The organism is Jiella endophytica, from assembly GCF_004519335.1.
Classification (GTDB): Bacteria; Pseudomonadota; Alphaproteobacteria; order Rhizobiales; family Rhizobiaceae; genus Jiella; species Jiella endophytica.
This window is the reverse complement of the sequence record NZ_SOZD01000005.1, coordinates 123,952-145,276: the sequence shown is the minus strand read 5'-3', so window position 1 is coordinate 145,276 and position 21,325 is coordinate 123,952. Positions and strand designations below refer to the sequence as shown.

Sequence of the window (21,325 nt, the reverse complement as noted above, 5' to 3'; positions counted from 1 at the left end):
GTCAGGCTCCGCCGTCGATCAGAGGCTCTTCCGCCTCCCCGGCGATCCGCGCGGCGAAGACCGCCTGGGTGAGCTTTTCCGCCAGCGCGCTCGGATCCATCGCCGCCAGGTGGGCTGCGAGGATCGCCCTCGCTTCATCGAGGTCGGCCGCAGCGGAGAGCTTTGCCTCGAGCCCCGCGATCATCGGTGCGACGAGAGGCTCCCAATCCTCTTCGCCGAGCACCTCCGCCACCGCCTGGTCGATCGCGTCGCCAGCTGGTGCACCAACGGCCGCGAGTCTTGCCGTCCTCGACGCGTCCCCTTTCGCCGGATCGCCTGCCGGTCCCTCCGGCTTTTTGTCCTTCTCGCCGCCCTCCGTTGGCAGCGTTGCCGGCCTCAGCAGCTCCTCGCCATCCTCCGGCTCCGAAAGCCCGCCGCGCTCCCGCATCTCTCGCTGGGAAACCTTCAGCCCCAGCGGAACGAGAGAGGTAACGTAATTCTTCAGCCCTTCGAGGTCCTCCGGCGCAGCGACCTGGTAGACGGCTCGCGGATAAAGCTCCTGCGGCCCGAAATTCAGCGCGACGAAGGGCACGACGAGATCTCGCGTGATTGTCTGGCCGAGCTGCTTGCCGTCCGCCATCTGGATATCGAGACGCACGTCGTTGTGGACTGTCGCCTGAGCCTTCGACGAACCATCGTCCGAGGTCATCGTCTGGCCGAGCACGAGTTTGGAGACCTGCTTGTCGACATAGTCGATCAGCCCACCGAACACGCCGGCACCGTGCTGCCCTTCGACCTTGGCGAATTCCATTTCCATTCCGGCCGGGATGATCGCGGCCGCGTCGTTGGCAATGGCGCGGACCGCCTGCAGGAGGATCCGCTTGTCTGCCTCCGAGGCGTTCGGCCCGAACTTGCCGACGCGGAGCGGCACGCCGTAGATCTCGGCGAAACTCGCCCAGTCCTTGAGGGCAAAACTCTGGATCAGGAACGCCCAGGCCGCAGGCCGGGCCATGCCGCGGCGGATCGGCAGCCCCATCCGGGTGCGCGGCTCATGGATGAGGAACTTCGCCGCCGGCAGCGCCAGACCATTGCGGGGGTCGCCATTGTCGCGGAGCCGCAGTTCTGTCCGGGTGGCCTCGTCGTATTGGAAGAAGCGCTGGTCGCGCCAGCGGTAGTCGACGGGTCGAAGGAAACCGCGCTCATAGTCCCAGATGATCTCGGAGACCGCATAGCCCTTGCCGATCGCATCGGTCAGCGTCCCGGCCATCTCCTCGAAGCGGGTATCCTCGACCAGGTCGTTCACCGCGTCGACGATCTTTTTCGGCACCTTGTCATCGTGCTCGATCGTGACCGGGATGCCTTCGATGGCCAGGCGCCGGGTCTGCAGCTGCGACGCATAGTGGAGGTAGCGCTCATCCATCTCCATCGCGAGCGTCAGATAGGACCGCGTATCGCCGTCGGCCGACTGGCGGAGGATTGCGGCAAGCCGCTCCGGACCGAGCCCCGAGACGACGGCGTCGCCGATCACACGACGGGGCCCCCATTCCTGCGGCGTTGCGAATTCCGAGCCGAGGCTCGAAGCTTCCGGCGAGCGGCCCCAGCGATCCTGGAAGCGGACGATCGCGGCCTTCACCATAGCGTTCGGTCTCCCGTATTGAGGCTGCCCCCGCCGCTCGCAAATCCAAGGCCACCCGTTTCATCGAGTGCGGAGGCGGGCGTGTAGCCGTATTCCATCACCTCCGCCTTCGCGGCCTGATGGGCGAGGCAGAGCGCGACGGCAAAGTCGCCGTGCCGCTGGCCCCCATCGGCGCCTTTCGTGCGGGCGTCGTTCGGCACCATCGGGATGCCGCGCACCATCTGGATCTGGCGAAGATCGGTCTTATGGTCGGCGTCGCGGGCAATCAGCAGCGTCCGGTCCTCGATCGCCGCCTTCATCGGCGGCATGTTCTCCAGATACCAGGCCTGGGAGAGCATCACCGCTTCGATCGCCAGGGCGCCGTAGCGCTGGATCGCGTATTCGGCGAGGAACTGGCCGTTGCCGCGGGCGTCATGGCGGCCGTTGCCGAATCGTGGGAGGCGATCCGCGATCCAGAAGAGGATCTGTTCCTGCTGGCGGAACGGCACGTTGCGCAGCTCGACGACGAAGGGCACGCGCCGGACGAGGTTGCGCTGCTCGGCGATCGGCACGAGGACGGAGAGGTCGCCCGACCGTCCGAAGTCAAAGCCATAGTGGTGGCGCAAGCGCCGATCGAGCGTCTCAAGGCACGGCGAGACCATAAGCTCGAGCCATGCCTGGACGTAGGCCGCGCGTTCGATGTCAGGCTTCAGCTCGAAGCCTTGCGGACAAGCCAGCCGAAAGACCGGCGTGTCCGGTGTCATCACCGCCTCGATCTGGGCCGACGTCAGATAGACGCCGGAACCTTGGCTCGGGATACAGTCGAGTTCCTCGGCCGCGCCGTCGCCATAGAACGCCCGGATCTCGTCCCGGAATTTCGCCTCGGCTTCCGGCGACCATTCGCGGCCGCGGATAAGACAGATCCGCTGATAGAGGCCCTGCGCCAGGGCGTCGTCGAAAGTGCATCGCACGACGTTCCCGGGCCGACGCTGTTCGCGGATCTCCTGAATGAGCAGGTTGAAGGGATTGTCGACGCCGTTGTGGGTCGAGATCACCAGCACCTTGCCGCCCCAGATGAGCAGCGCCATCGCCGCCTTGAGCAGCTCCTCGGCATCGTCGTGAAAGGCGAACTCGTCGAGGATGACGAAGCCCTGGCGGCCGCGCAAGCTGCGGGGCTTCGAGGAGAGCGCGGCGATCTCAAAACCGGAAGCGAACGTGATCCGGAACGCCTGGATGGCCCGGTCCTCGCCCTTCTCGCCTTCTTCGGTGAAGAGATATTCCTGGACCTTCGAGCAGGCCTGGTTGAATGCCCGCGCCCACATGGCGCAGGTGTCGATGAACTCCCGCGCCATGTCGAGATTGTAGCCGAGATAGAGCGTGTCCATCCCGCCGGCGGAGCGCTTGGCGCCGGAGGTGAGCACAGCCGCCGCGCCGACGCCCCAAGTCGCGCCAATTCGCCGGGACTTGTCTGTGACGGTCAAAGCGAAGTTGGAGACTGAGGCGACCAGCTCCTGCTGATAGGTGAGGAGAACGTCCGGGAGGCCAGAGACCTCGGACGGCATCACCGCCATCGCCTCACGACGCAGCTCTGCCCATTCTGTTTGGAGAATTGGTTCTCTCATTTTCCGCTCGCACCGCAAGCGCCAAGTCCGGTAGGCTTTTGTCGCATCTGACTAAAGGGTTCTTGGAAATGGCGCTTCTTCCCACGACGAATTCTGCCGCAGGGGATGAAGCGGGCTCTGCTCGCCGATACGGCAAGGCACGGGCGCTTATCTGCCCGGTCAGAGCGTGGGCGGCCGCTAAAGGTTGTGGCGCGGCCGTGTGGCGATTTGACTGGTTGCGACGTGTTGAGGATCATCCCTTGACTAAGCTCGTCGCAGCTGCCGCTTTCCTCTTCACGTTGTATGCAACTAGACAAACTCTGGAGGCGACGAACGTCCAACTCAACGACCTGAAGTCCGAACAAGCCGCGCGCTACTGGCAACTCCTGACCACGCATGCCTCCGGCAATAGCGGCAAAGTCGAAGCTATCGAATGGCTTTTCGCCAATCATCAAAACCTTGTTGGCCTCGATTTGTCGTGCAAGGCGATGACAAATCAGGACACATGCATACCCGGACAAGGAACCTATCTTCGCGGCCTCAAGATGATCAACTCGAGCAACGTCAAGCGAGCATTCGATGCGAACGTTCATGACGCTGATATGAGAGACTGCCTGTTTGCGGGTCCTCTTGAAGTTACACTTGAAATCAGCGGCGCTAAACTCAATGGATGCAAATTCACCGACGTCGATCTGACGATAAGCGGATCGCAGATCGATTTGGAAGGTGTGTCGATCGATGGAGGAAGCGTGAAATTCCGGGGAGTAAAATTTAAGCGCATACCGCGCTATCAATTTCTGAACGTTCCATTGAGATTTCTTGAAATCGTTAACGCCGAAATAGACTTTTCTACTGGTGATATCGACCTGAGCGGCGCTAAGCTTTCGGGCTCGACGCTCGACCTCGCCCCCACACGGGAGGTTTCGTCGCTGGCAAACGCAAATATCTCTAATACGAGGATTTCCCCTTCTTACATTGCACTGGACGAGTCTGCGGACTTCGAGGGCGCTTGGTTTTGGTCCGATGAAATTCCAGAAACCACAGATTTTGATCGCCTGGTTACGGGCGGTCCAATCGTCATGCGACCGCTCAAAAGGTCCGACTTCAACCACAGTCAGATGTATGTCTGCCCCTCTTCCAGTCGCCCTGATTGGTACGAAAAAACGATGTCCGTGGCCTATTCCTTCTCGAATAGAGTCACGATTACCCAAGGCGATGAGAATGCTGTATTCATCGATTGCGAACCTTTCTGACGGTGTTTGAGTTTTAGAATTCAAAGGCTCACCCCCAGGATTCGAGCCTTGATGGCTTCGACGGTTTCAGCCGAAAAGCCCTTTTCCCCACCGACTTCCTCGACGGCCTTCGCTGCCTCGTCGAGCTTCTTCTGCATCTCGGAATGCGCGATCCGTCGGGCGTCGGCGGATACCTTCTGCGCCGCCAGCGCCGACTTCACGGCGTTCGCCAGGAACATCACGCCTTGCGTGTCGACATTGCCGGTTTCGAGGATCGAATAGACCGAACTCTTGATCATCTCGACGAGCATGATCGTGATGTCGTCGGCACGGTCGGGCCCGAGCCGCTCGGTCACCGCCTTGGCGATGTCCCGGGTTTCCTGGAGCCGGCGCGTCGTCGCGGCGAGCCGCGTCGAATATCGGTTGAAGGCGCTGGACGAGATCGCCTCGCAGCCGATCGCTTCAAGCCGATCGTTCATCTCGAAGAGGATATCGGCCTGGGTCCGCTCGCGTGCCTGCAACTCCTCGACGGCCCACTGGACGATCGGATCGGCCTCCGGCGGCAGGAGGTCGATAGAGGAAAGCCGGCCTCGCGAGGTACGCGACATGTTACCTCCGCGACGGGCGTGCGATGCCCTCGATGATGCTGGTGCGCTCGACGTGGCCAGCCCCAGCTGCCGTGATCTCCGCCGTGAGAAATTCACCGGCGCGGTAAAGTCGGACGGCGCCGAGATCCTCCATGACGCGCAGTTCGGTGCGCAGCCACTCCTTGGTTTTCCGATAGCCGTAGGTTTCCAGCACCTTCATCAGGATCGTCTCGTTCAACCGATCGTCGTCCTGCTCGTAGAGCGCCCGCAGCATGGCGAGCCGCCCGTCCTGCCGCTGGTGTTCCGCGTAATCCATCACCGCCCCTCGATTCGCTTGGCGCTCTGCCCCATCAGGAAATCGTCGATCCGGCCGACGCTCGCAGCCAGCGGCCGCATGCCCTCTGACAACACGCGGATGTCACCGCCCATCTTCTCGACCAGCGTCCTGAGATCTGCGACCTGGTGGGCACTGGGGGAATGCTTGATAGTCTCCTCGACCCGGCCGATCCGGTCGCGCAGCTGCTCGAACGTCGCCTGGTGGATCTGCGCGACCTTCAGGCGGTCCTCGCTGATCCGGTCGACCTGGCCCTCGATCTCGCTCCAGCGATGGGCGTCCCGCTCCAGCGCCATGACCCGGCCTTCGTTACGTTGGGATCGCTCGCTTGCCTCTTCGGCCTCTCTGCCGATCGCCTTGAGATCACGAACGATCTCAGAAAGCTCGCTGAGGCTGGATTTCAGCCCGTCGACGTCCTCGCGCTTAATCGCCGTCCGCTCCAGCGCCGACAGACGGTCATCGAGCTTGTCGCTCTCCTCTTTCGACGCCCGCGACCGGGTCGAATGGACGGTAAAGCCAAGTGCCGCAAGCGCCACGAGTGGAGACAGGATTTTGAGGACGACGTCGTACCATTCCATCAGGTCACGCCGGCTTCAGACCGCGGCGGACGCGGAGCGTTCCGTCTCCGGATCGACGAGCCACTCCTCGAGACGAGCCTCGATCATCTGGGTTAGCTTCGGATCCTCCGGATTGGCCGGATCGATCTTGAAGTGCTTCAGCGCCCCCGGAAGCTTCTGAGTGGCGTAGCCAGCGGCGATCCTGATCGCCTCATTGCGAAGATGCAGTGGGATGCCGCCGGCGACCCGGTCGCGAAGCCGCGAAGCCGCGAAGTCGACAGCCTTTTGCAGCCCCTGATCGACGATCAGTCCGACGCTTTGGTCGATCTGCCAGCCCGTCTTCTTGCGGAACAGCGCGAAGGCCCACGCGGCGATCGCCGAAAGCCCGGCGAGGACGATCGGGGCGAGGATCTCGATCAGGCTGGCGGCGATCGGGCCGAGATCGATCGCCGTCGGCGCCGCCTCGGCGGCGTGGGCGATGCCGGCCAACATCAACAGCGCCAGTAAAGCCAGTAGACCGAAGGCCATGAACCATGTGACGGCCGCGGCCACCCAACGCCAGGCGGGCGAGTCTTCAAGCGCCTCTGCCACGATCGGCCGTGGCATTATGGGTGCCGGTCCAAACAGCGCGAGGAGCCCGGCAAAGCCGAAGGCGATGCCGCCTAGGACCTGTGAAAGAAAGCGCATGGAGAACCCTTTCGAAAGCAGCTTTGACAGGACGATGAAGAGCTAGAGCCGGGCGGCTTGGACGTGCATCCAGTCATAGTTCCGCGCACGGCCAAGCGAGAGCCAGCCTTCGGCCTCCCAGGCCTGCCAGAACGGCAGTGCATCGGAATTCGACAGCCGCGACTTCGGGGAGTGCCAGCTCAACTGATTGCGCTCCGGGTCGAAGTCGATCGCGATGCCCCAGCTATGCATCGAGTAGGACGTCCCGCCGCGCATCCTGCGGACGTTCAGAGACCCGCCAAAGAGATCGATACCGAGCTCGTGCATTTCCTTGGCAGAGTAGATCTGAGCGACACGCTGAAGGACGCGCAGAGCCGACGGCGCGACCTTCTTGTGAAGCGTCATCTTGCGAGCGCGGGTCGATTTCGACCAGGCGATCCACATGTCGAACGGGATCTCGATCGTCGTCTGGTTCGTCCCCACCCCGCCGTAGAATGCGGAGACTCCGCTCTGCCGTGGCCAAGTGTTGCTGACGAGGGCGATTTTCTGGATCTCTTCCTCGGGCGGATCGCGGTGCTCGACCGTCTTGGCGGTCTCTGCGTCGACCACACTTGACGAGGAGCGCAGCGCCGTGACGACGGCGTCGTCGGCCATCCCGTCCACCGGCAGGCCATGCGCCTTCTCGAACGCCTTGATCGCGGCCGTGGTGATCGGCCCAACGATGCCGTCGATCGCGCCGCAGGCAAAGCCGTGCGTCGTCAGACGCATCTGCAGCCACTGTGCGAATGGGATCGGTGCGGTCATCGGAAAGCCTCATCGCCTGTCACGAGTGAGGCTCGACCATGCGGGATCACCTATCCCGGAATTAGCCCGGACATGTCCCGGGACGGTGCTAGATCAGCTGAAGAGGTCCGACTGTCTGGGGTCGACTTCGCGCCTGCGCGGCGGCCGCGGTGTCGGCGATCGGCGGAACAGTTTTTCGACGCCGTTGACGGAGATCCCCAGTCGCTTGGCGATGTGCCGGTTGCTGAGGCCCGCGGCGCGATAGTGTCTCGCCCGCAGCCGCCGGGCAAGAGGGATATCGAGGGCGTCGCCGCCATACCGCCGGGCGAGCTTCGCCGCGATCGTCGTACCGAGCCCCTCGGCGATCTCCGTCCCGCTCTCGGATTTCGGGATGTAGCGCCGCTCGCCGCCATGCGCCTCGGCGAGACGGATGAAGTCTTCGGCTCCGAGAAGCGCGACCAGTTCGTCCTCCAGCCGGTCGGTCACGGGGCCCCCGTCAGCGACGAGCCCCGCGATGAGCTTAAGGGCGGGGCAGACGACGTCCCGAACAGGTCGATGTCGCGTTGAAAGGTCAGCCGCGATCGGCATGGCGGAATCCAGCGGAAAACCGGATCTTTCACGCGGCGATCGAGCCGCCAGATCATCCAGCAATAGGCCGTAAAAGTGTCGCCGTCGGGCTCCCAGCGCCCCTTGTGGCAGGGCGCCCGCTCGACGAACTGGGCGATCGTATGCGGCGGCCTGGGACCGTAGACGAAGCGGTGGCGGTTGATTCCGTCGAGCTTCACCGTCGGCATGTAGATGGCGACGCCGGTCCTCGCCCTTGCGAGCGCCCGGCGCACGAAGGCGAGCAGTTTCGTGCCGAAAGGCGGGTTGGTGATGATCCAGTCGGGTCGCTTGAGGTCGTCGAAGGCGGCGGGCTCCAGGAAGTCGCGCAAGGCGAAGCCGCCATTCAGACGATAGCCGTGATCGTAGACGTCGCTCGCCCAGACCGTGCCGAAGACCTCCTGCAAGACATAGGCCATGTGCCCTTCGCCGCAGGCGGGGTCCTCGACGATGAGATCGCGGAACGCCTTCGTGCCGAGGATCTCGGCAAACAGTGCGCGCGTCGCCCAGGGTGGTGTCGGAAAATAGTCGAGCGAATTCGCCGCCTCGATGCGCGGGCCATTGATCGAGCGGGGAATCGCCGCCTGCGTCATGCGAACCGCAGGCCCTTCGAGGTGAGGACGATCCTGTCCTTCGGATCGTCAGGGTGTGTATAGACGAACCGCCCCGTCCAGCTTCCGTCCTTGCGCTCCCAGAAGCGGCAAGGACTCTGCAGCTCGTAGCCTTCGGTAAGGCCAACGAGATCGAGATGCGCGGCGATCACCGCGGCCTTCTCGGCCGTCAGGTCGACGATGCGCAGCTTGCGGCGGCGGGCCATCAGACACCCGCCTTTCCGGCGCGGATCCGCTTGCCGAAGGCGTTCATCACCGTGATCCACTCGGCGTCAGTCGGCTTATCGATGATGACGGCCCGCCGCAGGACAAAGCCGACGTCGGCCCAGAAGGCGGGCATCGTCCGCACCTCGTGCGGCCGCAGCTTTTCCCACTGCGCTAAGGCAATCTGAAATCCGTGCCGCTTACCATGGTCAGGTGCCATCGTCCCGACCTCCCAGTCGACGCCCTCGCGCTGGCACCACGCCTTCAACGCCTCGATCACCGCGCGACCGTGCTTGGCGTCGAGGATCCACTCGGTTCGCTCGATGCCGGTCTGCCGGCAGACGAAGGCGAGCAACGCGGAATCCCGCCTGTCCTCGACCGCGCCGAGGTTCCACAGCGCAATCCACAATGCCTGCGCCTTCTTGGCGTAGGGGCCGGACAAAGGCTTGGTCGCCTTTCCGCTGCTCTTCGAAGCGGGTTTGAAACCCTGCCGGCGGAACTCGTCGAGCACCGCCTGGCGCTCGCGATCGGTCATCTCCTTCGACGAGCGTTTGCCCGTCACCCGGACGAGCACGGCCCGATAGGTGTCGTCGTCGAGACCGAGGTCGCGCTTGGCGACGTGCATCATCGCGAGCACCGTCACCCCGTCACTCCATCTGTCAGCACCGCCGCAGCAAGGATCCGCAAGGTGTTGTGGGCAGTCTGAATCCGCTCGTCGCCGGCCAGCACCCTCCGGGCAATCTCGCGCGCCGTCTCTGGCGTGAAGCTCTGCTGGGGAGCTAGCCGCTCCATTCCGCCGCTGACAGTGAAGACGTGACAGACGCAGTTATTGTCGACGGCGATGGCGCGGGTGCCGCCGCCCTTTGCAAGCGGCACCTCGGCGATGATCCGGGCTTCGAGGAGCGCGGTCATGGCCCTCACGCTTTCGCCAGATCGATGGTGACCGCCTGCCAAGCGCCATCATGGCTGTCGCGTTTGTAAAACCGGACATATTCCTTTGATCCGACGACCCGGATGGCCTCCGAGATCGCCCGCATAGCGTCCTGCCACCGCTTGTCGTCGATCTGAAGCCGCCGCAGCCGAAACAGCTCAGACCGGTTCACCTGACCTTCCTTGTCGACGTCGAAGGCCCGGTTGACGAAGACCTGGATCTCCGCCGAGGCATCTGCCGTCAGCGCCGTCAGATATTCGTCGATCAGCTTCTTGGCGGTCTGCAGCTGGGCGCCGAACTCGATGAGGTCGGCCTGCTGGACCTGGACCTTCATCATCCCGTCGAAGCTCATGAAGGTGGCGTTGCCCTTCGCACCGCCCCGCTTGGCGCCGTATTCCTGGTCGAGGATTGCCTGGAAGGCGCCGATGTCCTCCATCGTATGACCGCGGAAGCGGCCGATCTGCGCCGACAGGTCCTCGGCGAAGGAGAGGCACTTGCGTACCATCTCGTCCTCGAGCCGGTCTTCCGCCTTCACGAGATCGAGCGGCACGAGATTGCCTTTGGAGTCCGGCAGGTACAGCCGCCCTCCGACCTCGACCGCGCCTGGTGGCAGGCTCGGTGCTTCGTTCGCCGGCAGTGTCTGGGTGGTCGCACTCATGCTGCAAATTCCTTCCGTTCGACGATGTCTCTAAGTTCTTTCAAAGCCCGGTCGAGCCGCTCCTGCGAGAAGCGCTCGCGACCGCTGAAACGATCGCTTTCGAGTTGGCGAAAGGCCTCGATGACGGGGGTCACAAGCGCGGCAGGGATGAACTGATGCGGCTGCGCGGCCGACAAGCGAGCCTCCGCGGCGTCCAGCCGTCTGGCGAGCCCGGCCTCGCGTCGCGCCGTCTGCTTTGCGAGCGCCTTAAGGCGCTGCTCGAGCTGGATCACTGCCGTTGCGAGGGCGGCAACCTCATCGGCGAAGACCGAGATCCGGCCACCGGATATGACCGCCTCCTCGACGCGGCGAGCGAGATCAGAGGCATCGACGTCTTCAGCCGGCACGAGCTCGAACTTACCCTCGCCAGGCAGACGCTTGGAAATCGCTGCGCCCATCGCCTCGATCTCGTCGCCGTAGCCCGCTTCGCGCGCGATCCGGTCCTCAATCTTTCGGACGGCGTGCAGGACCGTCGTGTGGTCCCGACCGCCAAGGCGCCGTCCGATCGCCGGCAGTGAGGCCGGCGTCAGGGTCTTGGCCAGATACATCGCCTCATGCCTTGGACCGATCAACTCGCGATGTCGGCGGTCGGAAACGAGATCTGCAAAGGTGATGTGCCGGATCTCGGCGACGGCTTCGGCGATCGTTCGGATGGCGTTCATGACGCCACCCGTTCGCTTGCCCGCTTCAGATTGCCGGCGTTGATCTCAGCCCGGGCGGCGATGAGTTCGGCGATCGCCGCGTCGATCGCGGTCGATGCCTCGTCGGAGCCGACATCGCGGCGACCGCCGATGATCAGGCGCCGCATCACGCGGATCGTTTCTTCGGCCGCGAGCATGCGATCGACAGCGGGCCGGATGAGCGGTTGTGCTTGAGACGGGATCATCGGGCAGCTCCTGCCTCACTCGAAGCGTACCGACGGGCGATCTCCGGCATCGAGCGCGCCATGATTTTCGCGGGCCGGGCGCCAATCTCGAGGTCTGCGGCGTCGATCTCGAAGCTCCGCAGACGTTCGGCGAGCGCATCGACGGCCGTGCCGTTCATGGCGAGGCCGGAGCGGTCGTATTCGCTGAAGAACCTGCGCAGCTGACGGATGCGTGCCGACAGGCGCTGAGAGGAGCGTAGCTCAGACATGATCTTTCCCTTTCGTGTGCTTGGAGTGAGGGCAGCCGGAGCGGCAGGCCCGATAGAGCTGAGCGCGCATGGCGCTCGTCGCGACGAAGTCCTTGCCCTGTTCGTCGAGGCAGCGGTCCCGGCCGATCTCGCCTAGGACCGGGCACTCGACGGTGAGAGCCATCAGCGCGCCACGGACCCGCTCTTCGATCTTTCCGACGTCGCCGCGATAGGTGTTCGACAGGGTCTGGCTGAGGGTCGAGGCAGCTCGCCCGACGCGCTTTTCGGCGCCGGACAAGCCTTCCGCGTCCGCCAGGCGGGCAAGCTCGATGATCCAGTCGGGCCGGGAGTTGCCCCATGCGAGGGCAGTCTTGTCCTCGAAGGTCTGCCGCTGGTTCATAGACCCGCCTCCTCCGCCTGGGCGGTTCCGAGCGGCTCGCCGCGGTTCGGATCCCAGACGACGTTGGCGGTGAGGACCTTCGGGGCTCGGGGGCCGGGAATTCGAACCAGCCTGAAGCGTTGCTCCTGGCGCTGCCCTCGTTTGCCGGCGAATGCGAGGAGCCCTGCGCCGTGCAGCCGCCAGAGATAGACCCGGATCGACTTCACATTCGGGGCTCGCCCCGTTTCGGCGAGGTAGGCGGCAAGGTCCTCGGCCCGGAAAACCTTGAGCATCCGCATTGTCCGCCAGAGTGTCTCGATGACCAGCTCTGGCAGGTCGTCGCCGCTGCTGGATATCCGCGGCGCGAAGATGCTCGGCCGGGCAATCTCATAGAGCGTCGGCTCCCCGCGCACCTTCGAGCGCCCGACCCGCCTGACGTACCCCGCCGACTCGAGCCGGGCGACGTAGTTGGCAATCACCTTCGTCTTGTGGCCGACGAAGCAGCTCACATCCGACGTCGACCAGCAGCCTTCGCGATCGAGCTTCTGGATCATTGCCCAGATCGCTTCCTCGCCCTTGGGAAGCGAGATCTCGACACGGGCGCGAAGGTCTTTCGATTCACGCGCGGCCGTCATCGGGCTGCCCTCGGCATCGGCGCGCGCAGGCCGAGGATGGCTTCGCGCCCGCCGAACTGGTCGAGACCGATCGTGTCCAGGCCGTCGCGGGCGGCGATCTCCTCGGCCTTCGCCAGGTTCACGACGATGCGGCGGGTATTTCCGGCGGTGACGTCCAGCATCTCCGATGCAAGATCAGCGCCAATGGAAAGCCGTGGCGCCACGGTCCGAGCCAACATCGCGAAGTCCTCGGCGTCGCAAGGCACCGCAGCCACCCAGTCGAGCATCCGATTGTGAACGCGCTCATAGGCTTCGAGATGCTTCGGAAGCGTCTCTTCGCCGATCAGCACGATCGGTGCGTCGCTCTTGTCGTGCAGCTCGCGCACGACATCGACGAAGGCCTTGTGAGCGATGTGATGCGCCTCGTCGATGATCAGCGGCCGCCTGGGATCGCGGGCGAGTATCTCGACGATCTCGTTGAGCATGTCGGTCGCCGTGCCCTTCGGCTTCGGCAGTCCAAGTTCCATCAGGATCGACACCAGAAGCGACCTGGCGGTCGTCATCTGTCCGCACTCGACATATGCGGCGCGGTGCCGGTTGGCGCCGAAGATCGCGCTCTTGGTCTTTCCGAGTCCGGAGTGCCCGTAGAAGCAGGCAAGGCCCGGCAGGCCTGGTCGACGATCGACGACGCGATTGATCAGGCTGGTGAAGGCAGCCACATTCCTCAGTGGTGCCGGTTTGTTGACGGGGGGATTGACCGAGACCGTCATGTTCATCATGCTCTCCTCATTGGACATGCGGCCTTTTGGCCGTCTTTTCGGACCCGGCTCTCGTGGCCGGGTCTTTTTCGTTCGGCGCGTCAGAGCGCCAGGTATTCGTCCCCGTAGACCTCGTGCATGTCGCGCTGGCCTTTGAATTCGGGGGTTTCCTGGTATCGGCCGAGCAGGATCGCATCCTCGACATCGACCTGTTCGCCGGCCTCGATGCGGCGGCGCAAAAGCTCCATGCGGACGTATTTTGCCCGCGGCGATTCCGGCAGCGCTCGGACGGTGACTGGTAGATGGGCCGTCCGTTCGGCCTCGATCTCCGCCTCGCGCCGGCGCGAACTCTCGCGGCCGCGCTCCCACAGCGCCCGCTCGTCGGCGGCCGTCATTTCTGCAATCAAACGGCGCTGCTCTTCCGCTACGCGTGGATCCGTAGGCACAGGTCTCCGCCGATCGTCGGCGGCATCCATGGCCTCGAGTGCAGCCGCGATCTGCGGCGTGACATGGGTCTCGCCTCGCTTCGGCATGGCGACGACGTTCGGCGCGCGCGCTTCTCGGACACCGAGGATGCGTTCGTGCCAGGCGCCGCCCTTCTTCAGACGCCGGATTTCGGCCTTGATTGCCGCTGCGCCCTTCTGGGTGATCTCGTTCTGCATCGCTTTCAGCGCCCGGGCAGCGTCCGCGGGGTCGATGCCGGAAAGTTGCGGGCAGATACCCGCCCCGAGGAAGTCACCGCCGTCCGGTGCGAAGGCGTAGACGACACCGAGATCGGCGCTGTCCATGCGTACCAGCACCTCTGTCCCAGGCAGGATCGACGGCGTCATGTAGTGGTTGCCGTCGACCCGGATGCCGCTCGACGTCACGCGGCGCGTGCCGCCCTGCGGCACGGTCATCAGGAGGAGATCGAGAGCGCGCTCGTCGACATGCCGGGGGGGCTTTGTCGATCGCGCAGCGACCGCGAACGGTGTTTCTCCCTTGAGACCGGCATGGGGCTCGTGTTCGCGCAGCGACGCCCATCGATCGACCTCGGCCTGCAGTGCGTCGCCAGAAAGCGCGACGCCGAAGACCTCCTCGTCACTTGTGCCGAGTCGCGCCGCGAAACTTCTGCGCTCCTCGATCGCCTTTCGGTCCGCGACGCTGTGGCCGACGAAGCCGGGCAGCATGGTCGCGCAGTCTTTCTGAAAGTCGCCGATCGCCCGCTCAACATGCGCCTTCTGCGTGGGCGTGTAGGCGTCGGAAAGCTCGATTTCGATATCGAGGAAGGCGAATAGACGTTTTGTGTCTTGAGCGGTGAAATCCGAGCCGTTGTCGGTTTTGATCTTGTCGGCGACACCCCAGGCGAGAATGGCCTTTCGAATGAGAAGCGCCACAGCGGATGCCCGAGGCGTCTTCGAAATGAACAGGACCATGCGCCGTGTCGCGATATCGAGGCAGACGTAGATCGCGTGTCGGCCATCCGTGCAGAGCGCGTCGACGGGCGAGGCGTCGATTTGCCAAAGCTGGTTGGGCTCGGTGACATGGGACAGCGTCCCGAGGCCTCTGGGCGCCATCGTGGAGCGGAAGCGATCGGGGTTCTGCACTCGCATCAGCGTTACGGCGTGCGAGCTTCGAAGACCCTTCAAAAAGTGCTGGAAGGTCCGGATTGGCGGCAGCGGCACCGCCTTCTCACAGTCTCGTCCCGGGACAATAAGCGTGTTCCCGTATTCAGACGCCACCACGTCACGGATATGCTCGGCCGTGAAGTGCTGATTGTCGGCGAGGAGAGCGAGAATCGTCGTGCGGACTGCGCCACCATTGGCGGTATCGAGCACGCCTTTGCCTTTCCGCGCAGCTGCCCGGTCAACAGCGAGTTTGGCTCCGCCATTCTTCGCTTCGGCCTGCCATCGCTCGAGAGAGCGCTGAGAAAGCTTTGGCACCAAGTCGACGACCCACTCGTCGATGGCAAGAGAACGGTTGTTGTACTTGCGGACGAACTGGTCGTGAGCACCGTAGTGGCCGAGCGTCAGCCCCTTACGGAAGGAATTGAACCGCTGGACGATGGCCAGCCGCGCATCCCGACGCTTCGCCGCCTTCGCGCCAATGGGATTGGCGGGCACGACAGCCGTCTCATCGTTCGCTACAGGCGGCAAGGCGGGGATACCGACCTTGAGGTGGCGGCGTGAATACTCGATCTGCGCCAGCGTCGGCAGAATGTGGAAGTGATACTCCATTCCCCCGCCACGGCCCGATCGCCGTCGCACGAAGGTTGGATGCTCGTTCCAACACTCACGGATCGCCAGATCGTTGATTCCGCGCTTCGTGGAAGGAAGGTGCGGAAGAGCCTGGGCAGCGAGTTCTTGTGCCGTGAGCCACTGCTTCATTGCCGAGCCCTTGCCTTGGCCTGAAGCGTCGCCATCCGAGCATCTAGGAGGCGCTTGTGATCCTCGATCTGCTTCATCTCGATGATCTCGACGTACTTCTCTTCGACCACCGCGTAGCCGAACAGCGAGGGAATGAAGCCAAGCGCCTCGTAGCCTTTGGTCTCGGCGATGAGAGCAACAAAGGCGTCGAGTGGGATCCGATGCTCTTCCGCCGATTCCGAAGCCCATTTTTCGATTGTCGTCTCCGAGACGGAGCGGCCAAGACGGTCGGTGAGACGCTCCGCCAGCTGCCGGCGGGTGATCCCGAGTTCCTCGCGTGCGTCTTGCGTCGTTCGGCTGACCACCCTGGCGATCTGCGAGGCGAGGGAGCCGCGCCCGATAACCTCAGGATCGAAACCGACTGAGACGGGCTCGGGAGACGCGAAGAGGTCGCGCGTATGGGGATCGCGCCGACGGCTCATCAGGCAGCCCGCCGGTTCTTGGCTGCGCGCTTGGCGATCCAGGCGTCGATTGCGTCGGCGTTGAGGTCGAAGAATGCCTCTTTCTCGGGCGCCTTCAGCCGCGTGAATCTGTCATAGAGCCGCTCGTAAGCCGGCACCGGCTTGGCGCCCGGCGCATGATCAAGGAGTGCCAGTGCCTCGGTGACGGTCGCGGCTTCTGCCGGCTCGCTGGTCAGGAGATCGACCACCGCCTTCTGGCGAACCGGCGTCAGCTCTGAGAGCAACAGCAGCTCGCGCTGTACCTCGGCGATCGGATGGAGCGCGATCCGCGACCGGATGTCAGCGTCGATACGCGCGATCTTGATGCACCGAAAAAGCACCGAACGGCTGATGCCCAAAGCTTCCTGCGCAGCAGCGCTCCAATTAGTGTCACACGCGACACCAATTTCTTCTTGCGAGTTGAGATCGGGGGATTTCGGCTTTCGGCCGCGCTTCGGTGCACCGTTGACGTCTTGGAAGACGTCGCACCAGGCGGAGACGGAAATTGCATGCTCGAGCGCTGTGAGGGCCCCGCGTAAAAGGTGCCCTTTGATCTCCGCCAACCGGACGGCAATGTCGTCGGCGAGCGCCTGCTCAGGCTCGATCCGGGCCTCGATTTCTCCGCGGCCAAGGTCGATGAAAGCAGCGATGCGCCTTGCCCCATCGACGAGTTTGTAGCCGTTGCCGCGGATCACGACGCGGATCGGTTCGATCTGTCCGTCCGCCGCGATTTCCTCCGCGAGGAACGCGACCCAGGCAGGATCGGCGGCGCGAAGCCTCGCGCCAGTGTCGATCGAGGAAAGCGGGATCATGGAATAGGATGTCATGCGGTCAGTCTCTCTGGCGTAGTAAAGAGGTCGGGATCGGTCGGGCCGCCGGCGGCGATCGCTGCTGTGCGAAGGGTCAGCTTCGCGGTCGTCAGCATCCGCTTGCGGGCCTGGAGTACTGTCGTGTGGACGTGATGGGCGGGTGCCCTGTGATCTACGGCAAGTTCCGGTGCGGCCATCTCGAGCACCGCAGCCGGATGCCGGCGGGCGAAGGCGGAGCAAGCCAGGAGGAACTCGCCAGCGGTCATCACCGCCCTCGCCGCAGTGTGAGGCTGAGGGCAATCGCCGCGCACCCGTAGATGATGGCCAGCATGGCAATTTCGGGTCTGGCAGCGGCCAAGGTGAATTCCGACAGCCAGGTCACGCCGAGGCCCTTTCGCTGGCAGCAGCGACCTTGCGCTTTTGCCGCGACGTCGCCGTGCCTTTTGGGTTAGGTTTGGCGTGGCTCGAACGCGAGCGGACAAACATGTCCGCGGGGAAGAGCGTGTCGAAGGGAATTCCGAGAGCGGCCGCGATGGCGTCCGCGCCTTTCCGGTTCATGCCCATCAGGGCGAGCCGGCAGGCGCTTTCCGGAAGGCCCGCATCACGCGCGATCCCCGAGAGCGACATGCCGCGACGATGGATCTCCGCTTTGATGGAATGGCGGTCCCATTGTGCAGGCGGTTTGGCGGCATCTCGCTTCATTCGGGCTCCTCAGCGAAGGCCGGCTGGCAGGCCGGCTTTCTTTCGGGGTGTGGTGAACGGTTGGTGTTACAGAGTTAACCGAGATTATTCGGATTGGCAACGGGGTAATCCGCTTCCCAGTTCGAGATTTCCGAATATGTGCGGATTGTCTCGGAATTCCGTTAAATAACAGGATGTTAATTGATGGCACGCCCGCGAAAAGAAACTGGGAAGCGAGTTCCCACTTTCACGGACGGCTTCGGCGAGAGGATGGAATCCGTAATTTCTCGGATGGCGGACCAGAACCAAGCCGCCGAAATTACCGGATACTCAGTCGACACCCTGACGAATTGGAAATTCGGCCGCTCGCGACCGGATTTTTTCGCCCTGGCAGAACTGTGCCGAGCGGCGAACGTCTCCGTCGATTGGCTCGCAACAGGGAAGGGATCCGAATCAACGCGTGACTCTTCTGCAATTTCGAGTCATGGTCCGGGAAGAACACAGCAGGAACAAAACGGGCCGCCAATGCTGCAGATCGTTGATACGGAGGACCTTCAGGAGGGAGCCTTCGTCCTTATTCCGCGGATGGAGGCGCGCGCTTCAGCAGGCTCGGGGCTGATCGCTCAATCCGAAAACGTTGATGCCTTCGTGGCCTTCCAGGACGCTTACCTACGGACGATGGGGGTCAATCCGCGCTTCGCCCGAATCCTGCCAGTCTCCGGGGATTCCATGCATCCAACCCTGACCGATCAGGATCAGGTTTTGATCGATACCTCGATCGACCATGTCGTCGACAACGCCCTTTATGCAGTCGTTTACAACGAGTCGGTCCTCGTGAAGCGCGTGCAACTGATGCGCGATGGATCGGTAATCCTGTCCAGCGACAACAAGGCAGCCGGCTATCTCGACGAACGCGTCGAACCGCATGAACTATCGAACCTGCATATCGTCGGCAGGGTCAAAGCGCATCTGCGCTACATGTGAGGATAGGCCTATGACTGCAAAGCACTATTTCATCGCCCAAGGCTTCGTAAAGGACGGCCGCAAGCTGGCGTCAGGCCAGACCTTTCAGGAAAGGTCCGCCGAAGCCGCGATAGCAAAGGCGACGCGGATATCCGTTCGCTTTGCCGGTGCTGTTGCGTTCGAACAGCTCGCGGATGACGAAACGGGCGAGACCCTCGACGAGCCCAAACTGCTTTTTACTTTCGGGCAATTGCCTGCTGATTTCGACACAGATTGATGTCAAGCTACCGTCGACGGGAATCCTACCAGTCGTGAGCCCATTGCTTCTAATCTACTCATCACCTCATACAAACCGACCATGCTGCGACAGTTCAATGGCGCCCGCGAATCCAAACGCGACACAAGCAGCCGCGAGCTTCGTCAGCTTCGATCCAACGCGAGATTTATGCGCCGCCGGGCTACCTGACAGGTCATCACACTCGATATGACAACTCTCAGAAGAATACCTTTCCGAATAAGCGCAGACTTTATCTGCAAAAAACATTGCAGTCGCGATCTGGTTTGTCCATTTCCAAACTGTACGAACGGGATCGAGGAGGATGAATTTTTAACTACACTTCCTTTCGGAAAAGAGATTACCTATAAAAGAATTAGTTGGGTCGATCACGTAGGTTCAACTTCGTATTCGTGGAATAACCATTCGCCGCGTTGGTTTTCGATTCCGAATATACTTTGGAGAGAGGCAGAACGCCTTTCTATTGTCCCATCACATGCTAACAGTCATTCGACAGTTTATCAGTATACGACGGCAAGCGGCCTTCTTGGCATAATCTCGTCGTCTGAGTTGTGGCTGACAGACTACGCCTACCTCAATGATGCCTCAGAACTTCGTCATGGCCTATCTCTAGCTCGATCAAGTTTCGAAAAAGCGGCACGTTTCCGGCAAGACGCCGCAGCTGTACTGAATGCATTGGGCAGTCCAGACATTACTCGGCACCGCGTCTGTATTGCCTCATTTTCGCTTAATGGTGACAGCCTAAGCCAATGGAGGGGGTATGGAAATATTGCTATCGGCTTCTCGACCAAATATCCTGGGTTCGGCTACTCCAATACAAGTGTTATGCGTCCTGTAATTTATGATCTAGAAACACAAATATGCCTTCTAGATCTTATGGCTCATCTTACCGCATCGGCATGGCCTCATGACCGATATGAATTTTCGAGCAAGGCTGAAGCTCTTTACGGCGATGGATCGGATAGAATACTAGATATTGCGGCGTTCTTTAAAGATGGGCACTTCGAAGATGAGCGCGAAGTAAGGCTTGTCCATTCGGAAAACGCTGAAGTCATGTCCAGTCTGGGGCAACCGCTTTCTCCTCGCCGATTCCGTACTGTTGGACAGACAATCGTTCCTTATGTGACCACAAAAGATATTGCTCGAGATTATCCAGAAAAACTTCCGATCAGCGAAGTCGTGGTCGGCCCCTGCTCCGTAGCGGAAATATTAGCCGCGGGCATTAGAGAGGCACTTGATGAAAACGGGTATACAGAGGTGCCTGTGAGGAGGTCAGAGACACCGTTTCGAGGCTAGTGACGGTTCGACGCTTTGCAATTAAGCAAATCACGCCGTCCTCTCTTTGTTTCCCTGAGCCGCCGCCATCTTGTTCTTGCGCTCGAAACTACGGTGTTCGGCGATATGCCGCCATTTTGATCTTGCGCGCCACTTCAGGCTAAGCGGGCATTGATGCCTCTCAACTCCCCGTGGCTGTTCGGTTATTCCTTTCAATCCCGCTTATTTCCAGCAGATCCCGCCATCCGCCAGATGTTATTGCGTATTACAAGTCGCTTTCGAGCTCGGCCTTCAGCCGGTCGAACTGGTCCGGCGAAAGGTTGCCGCCGCCTTCGGCCTTGTAGATCAGCGCCCCTGAGGGCCGCGCCGAATTGTCGATCAAGGCGCGGTTCCAGCGCGCCGCGGCGTTGTGCAGGTCGAGCGCGTTCTGCGCCGCACCGAGCGGCGGATAGCCCTCATGGTCCGCGAGCGGATGAAACAGCGTCAGCTGCAGCAGCGTCCCCGGCCCGCCGCCCGGCCCTTCGGCGGCGATACGCCTCACCCGCGTTCCCGCCCGGTATTCGTAGGCTTCCGGCCAGCCGTCGCCGCCTTCGATCAGCCGGATCCGATCCGGCCGCAGGAGGTGCAGCGCGCGCAGCGCACCGTCGAGGAAGCTTGCCTCCACATAGGCGTTGCCGGAAAGAAGAAGGTGGCCGCAGATCGCCTCGACGAAGGCGGCCCCGTCCATCATCGGGTTCGGCCGCTTCAGGAGGTCGAGCAGCCGGTGTTCGCTCAACTCGTCGGGACCGTCGTAGAGCACCGGCGGGATCGCCGCCGCCGCCTCGCTGATCAGCCGTACCGAGCGGTAGGCGACGGGGTTCTGCATGAAGCCGCTGCGCGACAATGCCGCATAGGACCGCTCGGTCCAGACGCCCTCGCCGCTGCCGGCAAAGACCAGCGTGCCGGCGACGGTGGCGGCGGACTTCCGCTCGCTTGGCCCTGTGCTGCTTGCCGGTTCAATGCCGCTTTCACGGACTGCGGCTGCAGCGTCCGGCGGCCGCGCCGCGGCGCCGAGCCAGCCGGCGATCGATCGCGCAAGTCCCATGTCTCGCTCCGATGTTGTGGAATGCGTTCGGCAGGTCTGCCGTGATGCGGAGGACCTGAGCTTTTCAAGGTCTCCCGCCCTTCGAAGCCCCCTCTGCCTGCCGGCATCT

At 62.7% G+C, this 21,325-nt stretch carries 29 protein-coding genes; 4 read left to right on the top strand and 25 right to left on the bottom strand.

The window, feature by feature from the left end:
- Position 1: 1 nt before the first annotated feature.
- Entirely contained in the window at positions 2–1,615 is a 1,614-nt protein-coding gene (locus E3C22_RS16605; RefSeq protein ID WP_134763178.1) for a DUF935 domain-containing protein, read from the bottom strand.
- On the bottom strand, positions 1,609–3,216 hold the full coding sequence (locus E3C22_RS16600) for a hypothetical protein (RefSeq protein WP_206026984.1): 1,608 nt from the start codon (positions 3,214–3,216) through the stop codon (positions 1,609–1,611). Before E3C22_RS16600 ends, E3C22_RS16605 begins: the two co-directional genes overlap by 7 nt.
- Positions 3,217–3,284: 68 nt before the next feature.
- On the opposite strand from E3C22_RS16600, the gene E3C22_RS16595 reads away from it, so the two are divergent.
- A complete protein-coding gene (locus tag E3C22_RS16595) occupies positions 3,285–4,448 on the top strand; it encodes a pentapeptide repeat-containing protein (protein ID WP_134763177.1) in 1,164 nt (387 codons plus the stop codon).
- A gap of 20 nt (positions 4,449–4,468) precedes the next feature.
- Here E3C22_RS16595 and E3C22_RS16590 read toward each other — a convergent pair whose 3' ends face one another.
- The 22 genes from E3C22_RS16590 to E3C22_RS16490 all read right to left on the bottom strand — a co-directional run bounded on the left by E3C22_RS16590 (position 4,469) and on the right by E3C22_RS16490 (position 17,620).
- Positions 4,469–5,035: a DUF3486 family protein gene (locus E3C22_RS16590; protein WP_134763176.1), complete on the bottom strand. Its 567-nt coding sequence runs from the start codon at positions 5,033–5,035 to the stop codon at positions 4,469–4,471.
- 1 nt (position 5,036) lies between these two features.
- Positions 5,037–5,330 carry a VpaChn25_0724 family phage protein gene (locus E3C22_RS16585; RefSeq protein ID WP_134763175.1) on the bottom strand — a complete coding sequence of 98 codons (294 nt, stop codon included), beginning with the start codon at positions 5,328–5,330 and terminating at the stop codon, positions 5,037–5,039.
- Entirely contained in the window at positions 5,330–5,926 is a 597-nt protein-coding gene (locus E3C22_RS16580) for a hypothetical protein (RefSeq protein ID WP_134763174.1), read from the bottom strand. Before E3C22_RS16580 ends, E3C22_RS16585 begins: the two co-directional genes overlap by 1 nt.
- 15 nt (positions 5,927–5,941) lie before the next feature.
- Positions 5,942–6,592 (bottom strand): hypothetical protein, encoded by a 651-nt coding sequence (locus tag E3C22_RS16575; RefSeq protein ID WP_134763173.1) that lies wholly within the window; start codon positions 6,590–6,592, stop codon positions 5,942–5,944.
- Between the two features lie 42 nt (positions 6,593–6,634).
- Positions 6,635–7,375, bottom strand: a complete 741-nt coding sequence (locus E3C22_RS16570; protein WP_134763172.1) for a peptidoglycan-binding protein — start codon at positions 7,373–7,375, stop codon at positions 6,635–6,637.
- A gap of 93 nt (positions 7,376–7,468) precedes the next feature.
- Positions 7,469–7,840, bottom strand: a complete 372-nt coding sequence (locus tag E3C22_RS16565) for a response regulator transcription factor (RefSeq protein WP_134763171.1) — start codon at positions 7,838–7,840, stop codon at positions 7,469–7,471.
- A complete protein-coding gene (locus E3C22_RS16560) occupies positions 7,837–8,550 on the bottom strand; it encodes an N-6 DNA methylase family protein (protein ID WP_134763170.1) in 714 nt (237 codons plus the stop codon). Before E3C22_RS16560 ends, E3C22_RS16565 begins: the two co-directional genes overlap by 4 nt.
- Positions 8,547–8,774 (bottom strand): hypothetical protein, encoded by a 228-nt coding sequence (locus E3C22_RS16555; RefSeq protein WP_134763169.1) that lies wholly within the window; start codon positions 8,772–8,774, stop codon positions 8,547–8,549. Before E3C22_RS16555 ends, E3C22_RS16560 begins: the two co-directional genes overlap by 4 nt.
- Positions 8,774–9,415 (bottom strand): gp16 family protein, encoded by a 642-nt coding sequence (locus tag E3C22_RS16550; protein ID WP_134763168.1) that lies wholly within the window; start codon positions 9,413–9,415, stop codon positions 8,774–8,776. Before E3C22_RS16550 ends, E3C22_RS16555 begins: the two co-directional genes overlap by 1 nt.
- Positions 9,412–9,684, bottom strand: coding sequence for a hypothetical protein (locus E3C22_RS16545; RefSeq protein WP_134763167.1), 273 nt, complete (start codon positions 9,682–9,684; stop codon positions 9,412–9,414). The genes E3C22_RS16550 and E3C22_RS16545 overlap by 4 nt, the downstream gene beginning before the upstream one ends.
- A 5-nt stretch (positions 9,685–9,689) precedes the next feature.
- A complete protein-coding gene (locus E3C22_RS16540) occupies positions 9,690–10,361 on the bottom strand; it encodes a DUF3164 family protein (protein ID WP_134763166.1) in 672 nt (223 codons plus the stop codon).
- The gene (locus E3C22_RS24965; RefSeq protein ID WP_134763165.1) at positions 10,358–11,062 is read right to left on the bottom strand and encodes a helix-turn-helix domain-containing protein; all 705 of its coding nucleotides are present in this window, start codon (positions 11,060–11,062) and stop codon (positions 10,358–10,360) included. Before E3C22_RS24965 ends, E3C22_RS16540 begins: the two co-directional genes overlap by 4 nt.
- Positions 11,059–11,208 (bottom strand): hypothetical protein, encoded by a 150-nt coding sequence (locus E3C22_RS24515; protein WP_167591805.1) that lies wholly within the window; start codon positions 11,206–11,208, stop codon positions 11,059–11,061. Before E3C22_RS24515 ends, E3C22_RS24965 begins: the two co-directional genes overlap by 4 nt.
- 74 nt (positions 11,209–11,282) lie before the next feature.
- The gene (locus E3C22_RS16530; RefSeq protein WP_134763164.1) at positions 11,283–11,534 is read right to left on the bottom strand and encodes a hypothetical protein; all 252 of its coding nucleotides are present in this window, start codon (positions 11,532–11,534) and stop codon (positions 11,283–11,285) included.
- Positions 11,527–11,913, bottom strand: a complete 387-nt coding sequence (locus E3C22_RS16525; RefSeq protein WP_134763163.1) for a transcriptional regulator — start codon at positions 11,911–11,913, stop codon at positions 11,527–11,529. Before E3C22_RS16525 ends, E3C22_RS16530 begins: the two co-directional genes overlap by 8 nt.
- Positions 11,910–12,527: a hypothetical protein gene (locus E3C22_RS16520; RefSeq protein WP_134763162.1), complete on the bottom strand. Its 618-nt coding sequence runs from the start codon at positions 12,525–12,527 to the stop codon at positions 11,910–11,912. Before E3C22_RS16520 ends, E3C22_RS16525 begins: the two co-directional genes overlap by 4 nt.
- Positions 12,524–13,282 carry an AAA family ATPase gene (locus tag E3C22_RS16515; RefSeq protein WP_245515043.1) on the bottom strand — a complete coding sequence of 253 codons (759 nt, stop codon included), beginning with the start codon at positions 13,280–13,282 and terminating at the stop codon, positions 12,524–12,526. Before E3C22_RS16515 ends, E3C22_RS16520 begins: the two co-directional genes overlap by 4 nt.
- A gap of 83 nt (positions 13,283–13,365) precedes the next feature.
- Positions 13,366–15,630: a DDE-type integrase/transposase/recombinase gene (locus E3C22_RS16510; protein ID WP_134763160.1), complete on the bottom strand. Its 2,265-nt coding sequence runs from the start codon at positions 15,628–15,630 to the stop codon at positions 13,366–13,368.
- Positions 15,627–16,091, bottom strand: coding sequence for a hypothetical protein (locus tag E3C22_RS16505; protein WP_134763159.1), 465 nt, complete (start codon positions 16,089–16,091; stop codon positions 15,627–15,629). The genes E3C22_RS16510 and E3C22_RS16505 overlap by 4 nt, the downstream gene beginning before the upstream one ends.
- On the bottom strand, positions 16,091–16,936 hold the full coding sequence (locus E3C22_RS16500) for a ParB/RepB/Spo0J family partition protein (protein ID WP_134763158.1): 846 nt from the start codon (positions 16,934–16,936) through the stop codon (positions 16,091–16,093). The genes E3C22_RS16505 and E3C22_RS16500 overlap by 1 nt, the downstream gene beginning before the upstream one ends.
- Entirely contained in the window at positions 16,933–17,184 is a 252-nt protein-coding gene (locus E3C22_RS16495; protein WP_134763157.1) for a hypothetical protein, read from the bottom strand. Before E3C22_RS16495 ends, E3C22_RS16500 begins: the two co-directional genes overlap by 4 nt.
- A 112-nt stretch (positions 17,185–17,296) precedes the next feature.
- Positions 17,297–17,620, bottom strand: a complete 324-nt coding sequence (locus E3C22_RS16490) for a helix-turn-helix domain-containing protein (protein ID WP_134763156.1) — start codon at positions 17,618–17,620, stop codon at positions 17,297–17,299.
- A 270-nt stretch (positions 17,621–17,890) separates the two neighbouring features.
- Between E3C22_RS16490 and E3C22_RS16485 the strand changes: the two genes are divergently transcribed.
- The 3 genes from E3C22_RS16485 to E3C22_RS16475 all read left to right on the top strand — a co-directional run bounded on the left by E3C22_RS16485 (position 17,891) and on the right by E3C22_RS16475 (position 20,153).
- Positions 17,891–18,583 carry an XRE family transcriptional regulator gene (locus E3C22_RS16485; protein ID WP_167591804.1) on the top strand — a complete coding sequence of 231 codons (693 nt, stop codon included), beginning with the start codon at positions 17,891–17,893 and terminating at the stop codon, positions 18,581–18,583.
- Positions 18,584–18,593: 10 nt separating this feature from the next.
- Entirely contained in the window at positions 18,594–18,839 is a 246-nt protein-coding gene (locus tag E3C22_RS16480; protein ID WP_134763154.1) for a hypothetical protein, read from the top strand.
- Positions 18,840–19,046: 207 nt separating this feature from the next.
- Positions 19,047–20,153 carry a DUF2971 domain-containing protein gene (locus E3C22_RS16475; RefSeq protein WP_134763153.1) on the top strand — a complete coding sequence of 369 codons (1,107 nt, stop codon included), beginning with the start codon at positions 19,047–19,049 and terminating at the stop codon, positions 20,151–20,153.
- Between the two features lie 244 nt (positions 20,154–20,397).
- Here E3C22_RS16475 and E3C22_RS16470 read toward each other — a convergent pair whose 3' ends face one another.
- A complete protein-coding gene (locus E3C22_RS16470; RefSeq protein WP_134763152.1) occupies positions 20,398–21,216 on the bottom strand; it encodes a phage portal protein in 819 nt (272 codons plus the stop codon).
- Between the last annotated feature and the right edge of the window lie 109 nt (positions 21,217–21,325).

Excerpts from the sequence above, each read along its gene's own strand:
- E3C22_RS16540 (WP_134763166.1), bottom strand. The coding sequence starts at position 10,361 with ATGAGTGCGACCACCCAGACACTGCCGGCGAACGAAGCACCGAGCCTG.
- E3C22_RS16585 (WP_134763175.1), bottom strand. The coding sequence starts at position 5,330 with ATGGATTACGCGGAACACCAGCGGCAGGACGGGCGGCTCGCCATGCTG.
- E3C22_RS16490 (WP_134763156.1), bottom strand. The coding sequence starts at position 17,620 with ATGAAGCGAGATGCCGCCAAACCGCCTGCACAATGGGACCGCCATTCC.
- E3C22_RS24965 (WP_134763165.1), bottom strand. The coding sequence starts at position 11,062 with ATGAACGCCATCCGAACGATCGCCGAAGCCGTCGCCGAGATCCGGCAC.
- E3C22_RS16560 (WP_134763170.1), bottom strand. The coding sequence starts at position 8,550 with ATGACGCAGGCGGCGATTCCCCGCTCGATCAATGGCCCGCGCATCGAG.
- E3C22_RS16605 (WP_134763178.1), bottom strand. The coding sequence starts at position 1,615 with ATGGTGAAGGCCGCGATCGTCCGCTTCCAGGATCGCTGGGGCCGCTCG.
- E3C22_RS16495 (WP_134763157.1), bottom strand. The coding sequence starts at position 17,184 with ATGACCGCTGGCGAGTTCCTCCTGGCTTGCTCCGCCTTCGCCCGCCGG.
- E3C22_RS16575 (WP_134763173.1), bottom strand. The coding sequence starts at position 6,592 with ATGCGCTTTCTTTCACAGGTCCTAGGCGGCATCGCCTTCGGCTTTGCC.
- E3C22_RS16505 (WP_134763159.1), bottom strand. The coding sequence starts at position 16,091 with ATGAGCCGTCGGCGCGATCCCCATACGCGCGACCTCTTCGCGTCTCCC.
- E3C22_RS16475 (WP_134763153.1), top strand. The coding sequence starts at position 19,047 with ATGACAACTCTCAGAAGAATACCTTTCCGAATAAGCGCAGACTTTATC.
- E3C22_RS16480 (WP_134763154.1), top strand. The coding sequence starts at position 18,594 with ATGACTGCAAAGCACTATTTCATCGCCCAAGGCTTCGTAAAGGACGGC.
- E3C22_RS16600 (WP_206026984.1), bottom strand. The coding sequence starts at position 3,216 with ATGAGAGAACCAATTCTCCAAACAGAATGGGCAGAGCTGCGTCGTGAG.
- E3C22_RS16595 (WP_134763177.1), top strand. The coding sequence starts at position 3,285 with ATGGCGCTTCTTCCCACGACGAATTCTGCCGCAGGGGATGAAGCGGGC.
- E3C22_RS16570 (WP_134763172.1), bottom strand. The coding sequence starts at position 7,375 with ATGACCGCACCGATCCCATTCGCACAGTGGCTGCAGATGCGTCTGACG.
- E3C22_RS16520 (WP_134763162.1), bottom strand. The coding sequence starts at position 12,527 with ATGACGGCCGCGCGTGAATCGAAAGACCTTCGCGCCCGTGTCGAGATC.
- E3C22_RS16515 (WP_245515043.1), bottom strand. The coding sequence starts at position 13,282 with ATGAACATGACGGTCTCGGTCAATCCCCCCGTCAACAAACCGGCACCA.
- E3C22_RS24515 (WP_167591805.1), bottom strand. The coding sequence starts at position 11,208 with ATGCGGCGCCTGATCATCGGCGGTCGCCGCGATGTCGGCTCCGACGAG.
- E3C22_RS16555 (WP_134763169.1), bottom strand. The coding sequence starts at position 8,774 with ATGGCCCGCCGCCGCAAGCTGCGCATCGTCGACCTGACGGCCGAGAAG.
- E3C22_RS16500 (WP_134763158.1), bottom strand. The coding sequence starts at position 16,936 with ATGACATCCTATTCCATGATCCCGCTTTCCTCGATCGACACTGGCGCG.
- E3C22_RS16525 (WP_134763163.1), bottom strand. The coding sequence starts at position 11,913 with ATGAACCAGCGGCAGACCTTCGAGGACAAGACTGCCCTCGCATGGGGC.
- E3C22_RS16590 (WP_134763176.1), bottom strand. The coding sequence starts at position 5,035 with ATGTCGCGTACCTCGCGAGGCCGGCTTTCCTCTATCGACCTCCTGCCG.
- E3C22_RS16530 (WP_134763164.1), bottom strand. The coding sequence starts at position 11,534 with ATGTCTGAGCTACGCTCCTCTCAGCGCCTGTCGGCACGCATCCGTCAG.
- E3C22_RS16485 (WP_167591804.1), top strand. The coding sequence starts at position 17,891 with ATGGCGGACCAGAACCAAGCCGCCGAAATTACCGGATACTCAGTCGAC.
- E3C22_RS16580 (WP_134763174.1), bottom strand. The coding sequence starts at position 5,926 with ATGGAATGGTACGACGTCGTCCTCAAAATCCTGTCTCCACTCGTGGCG.
- E3C22_RS16545 (WP_134763167.1), bottom strand. The coding sequence starts at position 9,684 with ATGACCGCGCTCCTCGAAGCCCGGATCATCGCCGAGGTGCCGCTTGCA.
- E3C22_RS16470 (WP_134763152.1), bottom strand. The coding sequence starts at position 21,216 with ATGGGACTTGCGCGATCGATCGCCGGCTGGCTCGGCGCCGCGGCGCGG.
- E3C22_RS16510 (WP_134763160.1), bottom strand. The coding sequence starts at position 15,630 with ATGAAGCAGTGGCTCACGGCACAAGAACTCGCTGCCCAGGCTCTTCCG.